Below are 13,917 nucleotides of genomic sequence, written 5' to 3'. Positions count from 1 at the left end.
AGCTTTCCTGAGATTAATAAATTGTTCTCTAATCTGATCGTATTCTTTTGCTCGCTTTTCAGCTGCTGAGATTAACGAGTCTGCTTCAAATACTTTCATATCCGTCTCCTTCCCACTCAATCTTATCTAAATTTTACCACATTAAATTACATGTAAGTAGAGCTTCTTCCTTTTGTTGAAGGTCTCTTTCTTAGGAGATTTGAACTTTAACAAAATCTTAAAATAGGCTTAATTAAGTTGATAAAAAATGGAAAAGGTGATACTATCCTCACGAAAGGAGGTATTAATTGTAAAATATATTATTTATTTACATCCCAGATACTCATAACAGGTTTAAACAGAAGAAAAAGGAGTGTAAAACCATTATGAAGTATGTGTCAAAGAGCATTTGGCTAGTTGTAGTAGCTCTCTCTTTATTATTCTCTTGCTATCCCCTCCACGATGCAAAGGCAACGACAAACAAAGAAATCACTGATAATAATGCAACTGGCATTGACCTTAACAAACGTATCTCAACAGTAAATGAAAAACCGCAAAACACCGATTCATCTAAAAGAGAATTAGCCGGATCAGAAAGTAAGCTGCAAAAAATCGCCAAGGAACAAGGAATGGATGTTGAAAGTTCATACCAAACTTATATAGCTTATGACAAAGATGGTAATCAGACATCATCTGGACAAGTCACCTCTGAAAACCAACGGAAAACTGTTGAGAAAAAAGCAAAAAGTATTATCTATTTCAGTCACACTTTTTTAGGTGGAAAAGTTAATAAAGTGATGCACGGAGTTGAAATTTCAAAAATAGTAGGAATTCCTCCTGCGTCAGCAGAAGTACATCAGGGTTTATGCAAGAGTGGCTATTATAACAAACAGTTTACTTGCCCCCATACTATTAGAAAGACCTTTGTAGGGACTCAAGTGAAAAAGGGATCGGAAGTTCATCAATTTATTAATGTAAACAAAACAACATTTTGGAAGTATACTGGCGGCGCAATTGCTACTTGGGCAGGGAAAAAACCAACTGTTAGAACGATATCCTGGACTGAAGGATTATACCTAACGAATATGAAGGGAATGTTTTTCCCCTCCAATTACACAGATAAGCAATCAGGATTAAATATATTAGCTCCATCTAATGCATTTATTAAATGGGTGCCTAGCGATAAAAGAGTAAAATGGGGAACTACAGAACGCAAAGCATATAGGAACTGGTATGATAAAAAATACGGCAAAAAAACTTGGGTAAAATTTGAGATTCATCATCAACTACCTAGAGAGTACGGTGGAGGAAATCAGACAAGCAATTTAATTCCTATCGATGTGAATTTTCACAGGAAAGAAGTAAATCCATGGTGGGCTTCTTATACAAAAAAGAAGTAAAATTGTAGATGAATGTAGATGAAGACTCCTATGCGGAGTCTTTTTATTCTGAAACCAGTTTATAATACTCTCGGATATTCGGATTCACTTCCCAATATTTCGTTCCATTAGAAGACACTAACATATCAAACCATATTTCAAAATTCGAATCTAAGTTAATCGCATCTTCAATATCATCAATTGAGTCTAGATATAGCATATAACCTAATCCATTTTTTGATTTGTTTGTGTCTATGACATATCTTCCATCAAAATGATATCCAATTAAAACGTATCCCTCTGGGAAATCTTGAACCTCATTATATTCAATGATCCCCTCTAAGCTAAGTATTTCAATCCCATCAAACATTTCCATCCCATTGTGCTGTAACAAAAACTCTTTATAGTCATTAGGGAAGGTAACACCTAGCTTCTGTTCTATATCGCTAATTTCTTGAGGACTAGCAGGATCTTTGAAATGAAAAGTAGCATCTTCCATGACATACCCTCCATGATGAAACATAGGGAATGTTCCGTATTTAGAAACAGCTTCCTTTATTCCATTAAGAGTCATTTGAATTAACTTCCCTTCTTCCATATAACTTTCCCTCCTCTAAGGTTTAGACCACTAAATTTTACCACACAACTTTATTTGAGTGTTTTAAAATGACAAAATCAAATTTACAATCTTTGGTTTTATATTTATAATTAGGAAGGTTTGTCCGATATAGAGACAGAACAAACAAATTTGGGGGAATTACAATGAAGAAATGGTTGTTAGGTATTGCCACTTTATCTCTAAGCTTTTCTTTGGCTGCGTGTGGGTCTGATTCTGCTTCTACAGATAAAACAGATTCAGATAAAGCTAAAACAACGCAGCAAGAAGAAAAGAATGCAAAAGAGACAAAGGCAGACACCCAAGCAAACTACAAAAGCAATAATGACAAGAATGAAAAAGCCGAAAATGCTTCAAAGAAGGATTCGTCGGATAAAAAGACATCTGAAAATAAGAAAAAGCTGGTCGATGTAACGCTTAACAGAACAGTTGACGGAGACACAATTAAAGTTAACTATAAAGGCGAAATCAAAACAGTTCGTTATTTGCTGGTTGACACTCCTGAAACTAAAAAGCCAAACTCTTGCGTACAACCATATGGTGAGGATGCTTCAGCAAGAAACAAACAGCTAGTCAACAACGGCAAGCTTCAACTGGAGTTTGATAAAGGAGATCGTACAGACAAGTATGGCAGAATGCTGGCTTACGTTTATGTGGATGGCAAATCAGTACAAGAAACACTGCTTAAAGAAGGATTAGCTCGAGTAGCTTATGTATATGAGCCAAACACGAAGTATTTAGACACGTATAAGAAAGATGAACAGGTTGCTAAAGATAAAGACTTGAAGATTTGGAGTAAGAATGGCTATGCAACTGATAAAGGATTTAATGGTTGCGCAACGAAACCGAAGAAATCAGTAAGTGTATCTAAGCCGGCTCAAAAGTCCGTTACAACACACCAATCCGAGACACATAAATCGAGCTCAAACAGTTCACATTCAAGTAGTTCAGCATCAAGCAGCTCTTCTAACTCTGTACAAGCCTCCCCTTCTGCTGGAGGAACAGAACACTTTGCAAACTGCACAGAGCTGAGAAAGAAATATCCGCATGGAGTACCAAGCACTCACCCTGCTTATACATCTAAGATGGATCGGGATAATGACAACTTTGCATGTGAGAAGAATTAATCCATTTTGAAGCCCTCTGAGGCTTCTTTTTTATTTGGGTATATTCTGTCTAAATAAAAAACCACAGAGCTCTGTGAGGGACTCTGTGGTCTATAGTGGCTGTTAAACCCCTATGATACATCAATTAGAATACTTTAAATTAGACTAATAAGCAAGTTGGTCTAAAATGTTTCGTTAAAATGAGCATTTTATTTAATGTTTGGATTGAGGGGCTAATAATTTTATTCTTGTATTGTTGTTAATATTCCATTATCGAAATATAGGTATCTGCTAATACCGTAAACCCATTGTTCATTTATTCCTGATGCTGTCGTTGTCTTATGAATAGACTTAGGCCTGCCCCAATCTTTAAGTTGGATAACTTCCTGCTTGGTCATGCCAATAGCAATTGTCTTCTCCTGATAATCTTCATCTAGAGTGTCTACGCCTTCTTCCCCGTTTTCCTGGTACTTCACTTCCCTTGTTTCAAGCATATGAGAATCAGGGTCATCATTTTGGTATTCTCTTACGATTAAAACGTTCTCTTCTGGATGATTTAATGGACTATATTTAACTTCATAACTGGACGTCTTATCGTCTTCATCACTCGGCAAAATAAAAATCTCATTAATAGAACATGTTTTATTCCTTCCACATTTAATTTCGTTTAAATGGGAATTCTCTTGCGCAACTTCCATCACCTTTCCAGCTAAAAGCAATTTTTCTTTGTCAGATAAAGCAGTAAATGCCGGTTTAGCTTTTAAAGATAAGTCAAATTGATTTTTAGTATCCTGTACTTTACGCAACCATACTGAATCAAAATGTTTATTTAATTTTTTGTTTTCTTTTACTTTAGTAGCAATAGCATCTAAATTAGTTGTATCTAGCCTGTTTATGTACATTGGGATTGTTATAGACAATGCTATTATTGCTATAGCCACAATCCCGAAAAAAATAATCATTTTCTTCTTTTTCATATGTTACAGCCCCTTATGACTACACTATACTTTATACGAGAATGTTTAAATCCATTTTGACCATGAAATTTTAAATTCGCCCTCACTCCATAATTCACCACAATTTCAATTATCTTATACTAAGAGCAGAAAATAAACACAAACTTATAGTATTTTTTGATGACGTTAACTTTCAATTGTCTGAAATTTTTGATTGTCCCCCGAAAAACTAAGTGCTAAAATGGGACATGTTAATTTAAGTAAGAAAGGTGGAGTAAAGATGGCCAGTTTCAGAAAAAGAGGAAGTACCTGGCAATACAGAATAAAGCATAAAGACCCCTTGACTCATGAACAAATTGAGGTTTCTAAAGGCGGATTTAAAACAAAAAAAGAAGCACAACTAGCAGCAAGACAGGAAGAACTGCGATTGAATAGCGATTTAGAAATCAATGGAGGTGACATTCTTTTAAAGCACTATCTTAAAGATTGGCTCGCTGAATATAAACAAGGGACTGTTAGGAAAAACACATATATCCTTCATGAACGCAATGTTAATACAAAGATATTGCCCTATTTTAAGGATATTAAGCTTAAAGATATCAAGCCTTTGAGATACCAAAAATTCATCAATCATTTAGCAGAACAAGGATATAGCAAGAGAACGATCGAGATCATTCACGGGACAATGTTTAATGCTTTATCCACTGCTGTAAAACCTTTAAAGAAACTCGAGGAGAACCCTTGTGAAGGAGTAACTATTCCAAAGATACCTAAGAAAAAAGAAAAACTGGCGTACATTAACTCAGACGACATCTCCTTCTTCCTCAAAATTGCAAGACAGGATAACTATCTTTACTACATTTTCTTTAAAACTCTACTTGAAACTGGAATGCGTAAGGGAGAAGCTGCTGCATTACAAAGAAAGGATATTGATTTAAAAAATAATTACATCCATATTAACAAATCTTTAGACTTTCAAGTTAAAGAAGGCGAGGAAAGATTTGGAGAAACGAAAACTTATGAATCCGAGAGAAGTATCAAAATAAGCAATTCTTTGGCGAGAGAATTAACAGCTCATATGAAATACTTAAATGATAATAGAATAGTTTTTAATGAAGTATATGAACATGAATTAGACCTTGTTTTTTGCAGAGAGGACGGCAAACCATTACCGAAGTCCACCCTCTTCAATGCGCTTAATCGGATTCTTAAAAAGGCTGGGCTTAATAAAATGCCTATACATGGTTTAAGACATACACACGCTGTTCTTCTTCTTGAATCTGGTGCAACAATGAAGTTTGTACAAGAAAGACTGGGGCATAAAAATATAACCATCACATCTGACGTGTATTCTCATATCTCAGAGAAACTTGAAAATTCGTCAGTTGATGGTTATGAAGAATATATGAACTCTCTCATGTCTTAAATTTTTTTAGTGTTTTCGGTGGTCAAATAGTGGTCAAGTTGGCCACCAATTCTTCAATTCTATCACATGACCAAAACCAAAAAATCCCCTGACACCAATAGTGCCAAGGGATTGAGAGATTAATACTGAGACATGTATTGTTCGCGCTCCCACGGATGAACCTGTGTGCGGAACATATCCCATTCGATTTCTTTTGCTTCGATGAAGTGTTCGAACAGGTGCTCACCGAGCGCCGCAACCATGACTTCGTTTGATTTGAATTCGTCGAGAGCTTCCGCCAGTGTCGCCGGAAGATCTACGATGCCGTTTTCCATGCGCTCTTCTTTGCTCATGACGTAGATGTTGCGGTCAATCGGAGCCGGTGCTTCAAGTTTGTTTTTGATTCCGTCAAGGCCTGCTGCAAGCAATACGCTTAACGCCAGGTACGGGTTTGCCGCCGGGTCTACGCTGCGGACTTCAACACGCGTGCTGATGCCGCGGGAAGCCGGGATACGGATCAGCGGGCTTCTGTTTTGCGCGCTCCATGCCACGTAGCAAGGTGCTTCATAGCCCGGAACAAGGCGTTTGTAAGAGTTCACTGTCGGGTTTGTGACAGCCGTAAAGCTTGTCGCGTGTTTTACGATACCGGCAATGAAATGTTTTGCTGTTTCACTCAGCTGAAGATCAGCGTCTTTATCAAAGAACGCGTTAACGCTATCTTTAAAGAGTGATAGGTTGCAGTGCATACCGGAACCGTTTACGCCGAACAGCGGTTTTGGCATGAATGTCGCATGCAGACCGTGTTTGCGGGCGATCGTTTTGACAACCAGTTTGAAAGTTTGGATGTCGTCACAAGAACGGATGGCACCGGCATATTTAAAATCGATTTCGTGCTGACCCGGAGCAACTTCATGGTGAGATGCTTCGATTTCAAAGCCCATTTCTTCAAGCTCAAGCACGATATCGCGGCGGCAGTTTTCTCCCAAGTCAGTCGGAGCCAGGTCGAAGTATCCGCCTTTATCGTTCAATTCAAGCGTCGGTTCGCCTTTTTCATCTAATTTAAACAGGAAGAATTCAGGCTCAGGTCCAAGATTGAAATCGCTGAAACCGAGTTCTTTCATTTCTTTCAGAATCCGTTTGAGGTTGTTACGCGGGTCACCTTCGAACGGCGTGCCGTCCGGATTGTAAATGTCACAGATGAAGCGTGCTACTTTACCTTTTTCAGCCGTCCATGGGAAGATTACAAATGTGTTCAGATCAGGATATAAGTACATATCAGACTCTTCGATACGGACGAAACCTTCGATGGAAGAACCGTCGAACATGCATTTATTATCAAGTGCTTTTTCAAGCTGGCTCACAGGAATTTCCACGTTTTTAATCGTTCCGAGAATGTCTGTGAATTGAAGGCGGATATACTTTACGTTTTCCTCATTTACTAATTTTACGATGTCTTCTCTTGTGTACTTTGCCATTTCGTAAAACTCCTCCTCTAAAAGGTAAATGTATATAGCAAAACAGTTGCTAACGGATTAATGAAAGAATCGGGACATGTCACCTTGGCGGAAAGTATTTCCCCGCTGGAAACGGCCTGCCTGCATCAGTTCGTTTTTCAGAAGCTTTCTGAGTTCGTCATCAGACAGATTGTGCTTCATCGGTTTGGCGGTTTTTTCGGATTTTTCTTCCGGTTCGGCAGATGCCTTATCCAGAATTTTTTTGATCCCCGCCATATTGACGCCTTGTTCAATCAGATTTTTGATTTCTAACAGTTTATCTACATCATGGAATGAAAATAATCGTCTATTTCCTTCGCTTCTCGCTGGAAATATCAATCCATTTTCCTCATAATATCGAATTTGCCGGGCAGAAAGTTCTGTTAACTGCATGACAATCCCAATTGGAAATAAAGGCATTGAGCGGCGAATGTTATCACTCATCTCAATTTCCTCCTTTTCTTATCTTAGTCTCATTATAGGTGATGTTATATTTTGTGTCAATACAATGTAAGGAATCTTAACATCAAATTCTTTGAAAATTGCAAACGGCCTAGATCAGCTCTTTTTCCATTAAAGCATTTACGGCGCTGCAAATCGCATTTTTCACGTGCGCGTAGGTTAATCCTCCTTGGACATACGCGACATAAGGCGGTCTGATAGGTCCATCTGCTGATAATTCAATGCTTGCCCCCTGTACGAAAGTGCCCGCTGCCATAATGACATCGTCTTCATAGCCCGGCATATAGCTCGGATAAGGCGTTACATGCGCATTAATCGGTGAAGCATATTGTATCGCCTGGCAAAAAGCGATCATCTTATCAGGGTCCTGAAACTCAACTGATTGAATCAGATCCGTTCTCGGCGCATTCCATGCAGGGTTTGACGTAAAGCCGAGCTTTTCAAGAAAACGGGCGGTAAATACCGCTCCCTTCAAGCTTTGCGCCACTACATGCGGAGCGAGAAAGAAACCTTGATACATTTCCTGCAGTGAATAGAGCGAAGCCCCGGCTTCACTTCCGATTCCCGGTGAGGTCATCCGGTAAGAGCAGGCCTCAATCCACTTGGCTTTCCCTACAAGATAGCCGCCCGTTTTAGCAAGGCCGCCGCCCGGGTTTTTGATCAGGGAGCCGGCCATAAGATCCGCTCCGACGTGGCAGGGTTCCCGCTCTTCTGCAAATTCTCCGTAGCAATTGTCCACAAAAACAATGACATCTTCTTTGATTTCCTTTACGAAACGAATCATCTCTTCAATTTCATTTATTCTGAAAGACGGACGATTCGCATATCCTTTTGAACGCTGGATGCCGATCACTTTTGTATTCGGCTGGATTGCAGCCCGGACCGCTTCAAAGTCCACTCTGCCTTCTGATGTTAAATCGACTGCATTGTATCCGATTTGAAATTCCTTAAGCGAGCCTGAATACTCCCCGCCTCTTACTCCGACGATTTCCTCGAGTGTATCGTAAGGCTTGCCTGTGATATAAAGCAATTCGTCCCCGGGTCTCAGCACACCGAAGAGCGCGATTGAAATCGCATGCGTTCCGGAAATGATTTGCGGCCGCACGAGTCCCGCCTCTCCTCCGAACACATCAGCATAGATCTTCTCCAGTGTATCTCGTCCGATATCATCATAACCGTATCCGGTTGAAGGCGTAAAATGCGTATCGCTTACTTTATGTTTTCTGTAGCTTTGCAGGACTCTCCATTCATTCCGTTCACTGATTTCTTCTATTCTTTTATGAACGGCGGAGATTTCCGCTTCTGTTTCTTCGGCGGTTTTTTGTAAAAGAGCGCCGTGGGTCAGTGTGTCAAACATGTTGTGTATACCTTCCTTACATGAATTTCTTCAGTTCTCCGAGTATGCTTTGTTCTTCCTGTACATAACCTGAGACTTCGTAGCGTTCATTTTCTTCATTAAAATAAAGGCTGTCGATCATGGTCTCTGATTTGATGCGTGACATCAATTTGCCTTCGGCGGCAGGCACATGAACTTCATACGGCGTCATCAGCTCCCGGCGCAAATAAGCTTCGATTTCCGCTTTTAGTTTTGCTTCATCCCCGGCGATTCTGGCGCTGATCATGATGTGGCCTTCTCCCGCTGTCGGGATGAAGTCAGGAAGTGTATCATCACGTTTGTTATAAGCGGTCAGCACCGGAATATCATCTGCCTCAAGCTCTTTTAACAGACCGAGGACCGTCTGTTCATGCCCGGCATAATCTTCATTAGATGAATCAATGACATGAATGATCAAGTCTGCTTCCTTCACTTCCTCAAGCGTTGAGCGGAAAGCGGCAATCAGCGTCGTCGGCAGATCCTGAATGAAGCCGACCGTATCAGACAAAAGGACACTGTAGCCGCTTGGGAGCGCCATCTTTCTCGTCATCGGATCAAGTGTTGCAAACAGCAGATCTTCTTCATAGCTGTCTGAGCTTGTTAATTGATTGAACCATGTTGATTTTCCGGCATTGGTATACCCGACGAGCGCAGCCTGAAGCACGCCGTTCTTTTTACGTCTCTCCCGATAACGGCTTCTGTGGCGGATAACCGTTGACAGCTGCACGTTAATTTCGTGTATGCGGTTTCTAATGTGGCGCCGGTCTGTTTCAAGCTTTGTCTCACCGGGCCCTCTCGTCCCGATTCCGCCGCCTTGTCTTGAGAGATTGATTCCTTGTCCGCTCAGACGCGGCAGCGCGTATTGAAGCTGGGCCAATTCGATCTGAAGCTTTCCTTCTCTCGTCTTCGCCCTTTTTGCGAAAATATCCAAAATAAGCTGCGTGCGGTCGATGATCTTCGCTTCAATTGCAGTGGCGAGTGATTTAAGCTGGCTCGGTGACAGTTCATCATTAAAAATGACCAGATCCGCTTCAAGCTCTTCACACAGCGCCTTCAGCTCGTCTACTTTCCCCTTGCCTATATATGTAGCGGCATCCGCTCTGTTCCGTTTTTGCGTAATCCGGGTCAGCACCGTTCCGTCAGCCGTTTTTGTCAATGAAGCAAGCTCTTCCATGGAATGTTCAAAGTGCTCATCTGTCATGTGCGGAAGCTGGCAGCCGACCAAAATGACCGTTTCTTTTTTTCCTTCCTGTTCGTTCAAATGGATGTTCCTTTCTGTGTCGTATTGGGCAGTAGTACTATCATACCAAACCCGCAGGGCGTATACCACACATCCGGCGGGTTTTAAAGAGAGAAATAAAAAAGAGACCCCTCAAACCGGCTGAGAGGTCTATTCGTGAGCTGCCGCCTCATCTTTTATAAGTAAATCCTGGCTCTTGATCGTCATTAAATCGTTTTTTAAGTATTGGTCTCCCATTAAAAGTCTCATGGCCTGAGCGCGGATTGATTTTTCAATCACGTTTCTGACAAAGCGCCCGTTGCTGAATTTAATGGGGCTTGTCGTGCTTTTCACTGTCATTAAGTAATCTTTTAACTTCCACTCGGCTTCCTGGCTTAATTGATACTCCCGCTCTGCTATCATGCGCTTTGCGATGTCCATCAGCTGAGTGACAGAGTAATCCGGAAAATCGATGCTGATAGGGAAACGCGATTGCAGGCCGGGATTTAATGACAGGAAATGTGTCATTTCTCTCGAGTACCCTGCCAGGATCAGAATAAATTCATGCTGTTTGTCTTCCATATGCTTGACAAGCGTATCAATCGCCTCTTTACCGAAATCCTTTTCTCCGCCTCTTGCAAGTGAGTATGCTTCATCAATGAATAAAATGCCCCCGAGCGATTTTTTAATCAGATCTCTCGTTTTTTGCGCCGTGTGTCCGATGTATTCACCGACCAGATCGGCACGTTCCGCTTCGATCAGATGTCCTTTGGAAAGCACGTTCATTTCGAAGAAAAGCTTGCCAATCAGTCTCGCGACGGTGGTTTTCCCGGTGCCGGGGTTCCCTTTGAACATCATATGAAGAGCTTGTTTTCCGACTTTAAGCCCTTGTTCGGCCCGTTTTTGGTTGACGAATATCCACGCGTAAATTTCTTTAATGTTGCGTTTCATTTCTTCCATACCCACTAATGTGTTCATTTCTTTTTCAATTTCTTTCAGAATGCTGTGCTTGGCTTCATTTTTTTGCAGGGCGGCCTGATATTCCGCCTCAGCTTCCGCATTTGTCAGCACTTGCTTTTGGCCATTAAGAATGATGTTAATTTGTCCGTTATTTTTATAGGTTACAGCGCGCTCCAACATGCTCACCTCTCTGTTCTCTCTTTATCTTACTCATGATGAAGCGGTTCCGTGACATCCGCCTATCATCATGAGACCCGTTTTCCTCTTTATCTGTCACTTTTTCCGTTCTCTTCGGGAATGATGTTGAATCCTGCGCTTTCCCGAGAAATATTTTTCATTTCTTATTGTATTCAGCAGAAACGGGAGGACAAACCATTTATTTTTATTTTCCGGGAAATGTTGGGTATATTTCTCATTTTTTTTATGAATGACAGCCGTACAAGCACTATTTGAATATCATCATATGCTGTAATGAGGTGATGGAGAATGGTTAAAATTTTTATAGACCCCGGTCATGGCGGAACTGATTCAGGTGCAACCGGAAACGGACTTCAGGAAAAAGCGGTCACGCTGGAGATCGCGCTGGCTTTGCGCACGATTCTGACGAATGAGTATGAAGGAGTTTCTGTCACGATGAGCAGGACAAGCGATAAGACGGTCAGCCTGACGGAAAGAACGGATGCCGCCAACAGCTGGGGCGCAGATTATTTTTTATCCATTCATATTAACTCAGGAGGCGGAACCGGATTCGAAAGCTATATTTACCCCGGTGTCGGAGCGCCGACCTCGACTTACCAATCAGCCGTCCACACGCAAGTGATTCAAGCATCAGGTTTTAATGACCGAGGAAAAAAAACAGCCAACTTCCATGTGCTGCGGGAGACAAGTATGCCGGCGATTTTGACGGAGAATGGTTTTGTTGATACGTCAGCTGATGCAAACAAACTGAAAACAGCCAGTTTTATTGAAAGCCTTGCAAGAGGACATGCCAAGGGCTTGGAGCAAGCTTTCGGTCTAAAAAAAAAGGCTGACTTATATAAAGTGCAAATCGGTGCATTCAAAGTGAAAGCAAATGCTGATGCGCTTGCCGCCGATGCGGTGTCTAAAGGTTTTGACGCGATTGTGCTTCCAAAAGGCGGCTTATTTAAAGTGCAGATCGGCGCATTCTCTTCCAGAGATTATGCTGATGCGTTGGCAGCGCGGGCCGAAAAAGCCGGATTTGATGCCTTCATTGTGCAAGACTAAATGAAAAAACCCCTGCTCTCCCTTTTTTGGGACGAACGGGGTTTTTTGTTATTGAAGTATATCGGCGACAAACTGAGACCAAGCTTCAAGACGCTGATACACATTTTCCTCTTTCAGTTCGCTCAGTTTCATCCAGCGCCCGGCGATTTGATCTTTTTCTTTCACTTCGACTTGTGCCGCAGACGCTAACTGGAGCGCAGAAAGGATGCCGATATGCACCTTCCCTACATCGTTTTCATCATCATTGATCAGGCCGAGTGTGACAATGTTTTGTTTGTCCTCCTCGCGAATGTACAGTTCTTCCGCCAGCTCCCGGTCGGTATTCTGTTTCAGCACTTCCGAAAATGAAGCCGCCCCTTCCATAGGGTTCATGTGTCCGCCGAAGCCGAGAGAAAGCTTATTATGGAGGCGCGATTCCCCTCCGCCCGCGAGCCGTTCATACACAAACACCTCATCATCGCGGCGGATGACGACATACGGAATCGGCTGTTTAAATCGCGGGTCCTCTTCCGCGTCGCCTCTTCTGATTTCAAAAAAATGCGCCTCAATTTGAGCCATAATGTTTACGATACGTTCATCCTCGCTGTTGACTCCCTGAAATGTCAGCATTTCGTTTTGAAAGACGTCACTCCGCGGTGCAGCCAAGATGATTTCATCCATTTTATTCATGCCCGTTCCTCCTGTCTTACCTCTCCATTCAAGCCAAAAGAGCAGATATTATATCTGCTCTTCATCTTGGCCAAAATAAAAATCTTCGTCCTTAATCGGTTCTACCGTCGCCTTTTTGTAGCCGTTCCCTTTCATGGAGAAGAAATCATGTGATTTTGTTTTGGTGTTTAATCCGTTTAATACGATCGGATTAATATCCTCTTCTTCAAAGTAAGGATCGAACCCTAAGTTCATCAAAGCTTTATTGGCGTTATAGCGGATGAATTTCTTTACATCGTGTGAGAGTCCGACTTGATCGTACAAGTCCTCTGTATATTCAAGCTCATTTTCATATAACTGATTCAGAAGGTCAATCGCAAATTCACGAAGCTCTGCTTTTTTCTCTTCTGTCTGTTTATTATAAATTTCCTGAGCAAGGAGACCGACATACACGCCGTGAATCGCTTCGTCACGAAGGATCAGGTTAATGATCTCACCGCTTTGCATCAGTTTTCCTTGTCCGTAGAAATATAACGGATAATAGAAACCGCTGTAGAAAAGGAAGCTTTCCAGATAGACGGAAGCAACCATCGCTTTGAACAGTGAAATTTCATCATCTTTTTGAATGGCTTTGTAAAGCCCGACAATCATTTGCGCTTTTTTCTGCAAATATTTATTCTGCTTTACCCATTCAAATACTTCGTTGATCGTTTCAGTCGGAGCAAGCGTCATAAAAATATTTGAATATGATTTTGCGTGCACCGCGTTTTCCATCATCGCCATGAAATTAAGAACCGCTTTTCGCTGATGGCCTTCGACGTGCTCGGCCACAATCGGCATGCCCGTGTTCCCCTGCTCTGTATCAAGCAGTGTCAGGCCGGCGAGCACCTTCATGTACGTATCCTGCTCATTTTTACCCAAATACTTCCAAGTGAGAAGATCGCCGTTTAATGCGATCTCTTCCGGAAGCCAAAACTGCTTTACGTTTTGGTTGTAAAACATTTGGGTGAAATCATCTTCATGCTTTGACCAGTTTGCTGCGTCATAAATTTTTGTCACTGTAAACTCTCCTTT

General features: G+C 41.6%; 14 protein-coding genes. 4 read left to right on the top strand and 10 right to left on the bottom strand.

Features of this window, described 5'->3' with window-relative positions:
- Positions 1 to 99: hypothetical protein (locus NQS30_RS21405; RefSeq protein WP_483298759.1), on the bottom strand; the 99-nt coding region annotated here is incomplete at its 3' end.
- Positions 100 to 365: 266 nt separating this feature from the next.
- On the opposite strand from NQS30_RS21405, the gene NQS30_RS08350 reads away from it, so the two are divergent.
- Positions 366 to 1,379: a hypothetical protein gene (locus tag NQS30_RS08350; protein WP_232603451.1), complete on the top strand. Its 1,014-nt coding sequence runs from the start codon at positions 366 to 368 to the stop codon at positions 1,377 to 1,379.
- A gap of 43 nt (positions 1,380 to 1,422) precedes the next feature.
- Here the strand turns inward: NQS30_RS08350 and NQS30_RS08345 are convergent, their stop codons facing one another.
- Complete coding sequence (locus tag NQS30_RS08345; RefSeq protein WP_076982859.1) at positions 1,423 to 1,857, bottom strand: SMI1/KNR4 family protein; 435 nt, start codon at positions 1,855 to 1,857, stop codon at positions 1,423 to 1,425.
- Positions 1,858 to 2,120: 263 nt separating this feature from the next.
- Between NQS30_RS08345 and NQS30_RS08340 the strand changes: the two genes are divergently transcribed.
- Positions 2,121 to 3,101 (top strand): thermonuclease family protein, encoded by a 981-nt coding sequence (locus NQS30_RS08340; RefSeq protein ID WP_218791647.1) that lies wholly within the window; start codon positions 2,121 to 2,123, stop codon positions 3,099 to 3,101.
- A gap of 221 nt (positions 3,102 to 3,322) precedes the next feature.
- Here the strand turns inward: NQS30_RS08340 and NQS30_RS08335 are convergent, their stop codons facing one another.
- Entirely contained in the window at positions 3,323 to 4,057 is a 735-nt protein-coding gene (locus NQS30_RS08335) for a hypothetical protein (protein WP_218791646.1), read from the bottom strand.
- Positions 4,058 to 4,316: 259 nt separating this feature from the next.
- Here NQS30_RS08335 and NQS30_RS08330 point away from each other — a divergent pair, with 259 nt between their 5' ends.
- Positions 4,317 to 5,462, top strand: a complete 1,146-nt coding sequence (locus NQS30_RS08330) for a site-specific integrase (RefSeq protein WP_218791645.1) — start codon at positions 4,317 to 4,319, stop codon at positions 5,460 to 5,462.
- A gap of 119 nt (positions 5,463 to 5,581) precedes the next feature.
- On the opposite strand, the gene glnA is transcribed toward NQS30_RS08330, so the two are convergent.
- The 5 genes from glnA to spoVK all read right to left on the bottom strand — a co-directional run bounded on the left by glnA (position 5,582) and on the right by spoVK (position 11,130).
- Positions 5,582 to 6,916: a type I glutamate--ammonia ligase gene (gene glnA, locus NQS30_RS08325; protein ID WP_007410365.1), complete on the bottom strand. Its 1,335-nt coding sequence runs from the start codon at positions 6,914 to 6,916 to the stop codon at positions 5,582 to 5,584.
- 57 nt (positions 6,917 to 6,973) lie between these two features.
- Complete coding sequence (locus tag NQS30_RS08320; RefSeq protein WP_218791644.1) at positions 6,974 to 7,378, bottom strand: MerR family transcriptional regulator; 405 nt, start codon at positions 7,376 to 7,378, stop codon at positions 6,974 to 6,976.
- Positions 7,379 to 7,487: 109 nt separating this feature from the next.
- Positions 7,488 to 8,753 carry a methionine gamma-lyase family protein gene (locus NQS30_RS08315; RefSeq protein ID WP_012117612.1) on the bottom strand — a complete coding sequence of 422 codons (1,266 nt, stop codon included), beginning with the start codon at positions 8,751 to 8,753 and terminating at the stop codon, positions 7,488 to 7,490.
- A gap of 16 nt (positions 8,754 to 8,769) precedes the next feature.
- Positions 8,770 to 10,032, bottom strand: coding sequence for a GTPase HflX (hflX, locus tag NQS30_RS08310; RefSeq protein WP_007410368.1), 1,263 nt, complete (start codon positions 10,030 to 10,032; stop codon positions 8,770 to 8,772).
- 129 nt (positions 10,033 to 10,161) lie between these two features.
- A complete protein-coding gene (gene spoVK, locus NQS30_RS08305; protein WP_015417523.1) occupies positions 10,162 to 11,130 on the bottom strand; it encodes a stage V sporulation protein K in 969 nt (322 codons plus the stop codon).
- Positions 11,131 to 11,436: 306 nt separating this feature from the next.
- On the opposite strand from spoVK, the gene NQS30_RS08300 reads away from it, so the two are divergent.
- Entirely contained in the window at positions 11,437 to 12,195 is a 759-nt protein-coding gene (locus NQS30_RS08300) for an N-acetylmuramoyl-L-alanine amidase (protein WP_059366958.1), read from the top strand.
- 48 nt (positions 12,196 to 12,243) lie between these two features.
- Here the strand turns inward: NQS30_RS08300 and NQS30_RS08295 are convergent, their stop codons facing one another.
- Positions 12,244 to 12,864, bottom strand: coding sequence for a hypothetical protein (locus NQS30_RS08295; protein ID WP_012117609.1), 621 nt, complete (start codon positions 12,862 to 12,864; stop codon positions 12,244 to 12,246).
- Positions 12,865 to 12,912: 48 nt separating this feature from the next.
- Positions 12,913 to 13,902 (bottom strand): class 1b ribonucleoside-diphosphate reductase subunit beta, encoded by a 990-nt coding sequence (gene nrdF, locus NQS30_RS08290; RefSeq protein ID WP_012117608.1) that lies wholly within the window; start codon positions 13,900 to 13,902, stop codon positions 12,913 to 12,915.
- Positions 13,903 to 13,917 lie beyond the last annotated feature (15 nt).

The sequence above is a fragment of the Bacillus sp. B1(2022) genome (genome assembly GCF_040259625.1).
Lineage (GTDB): Bacteria > Bacillota > Bacilli > Bacillales > Bacillaceae > Bacillus > Bacillus velezensis.
Note: the sequence above shows the minus strand (reverse complement) of the source record. Positions and strands in the feature narration are given on the sequence as shown.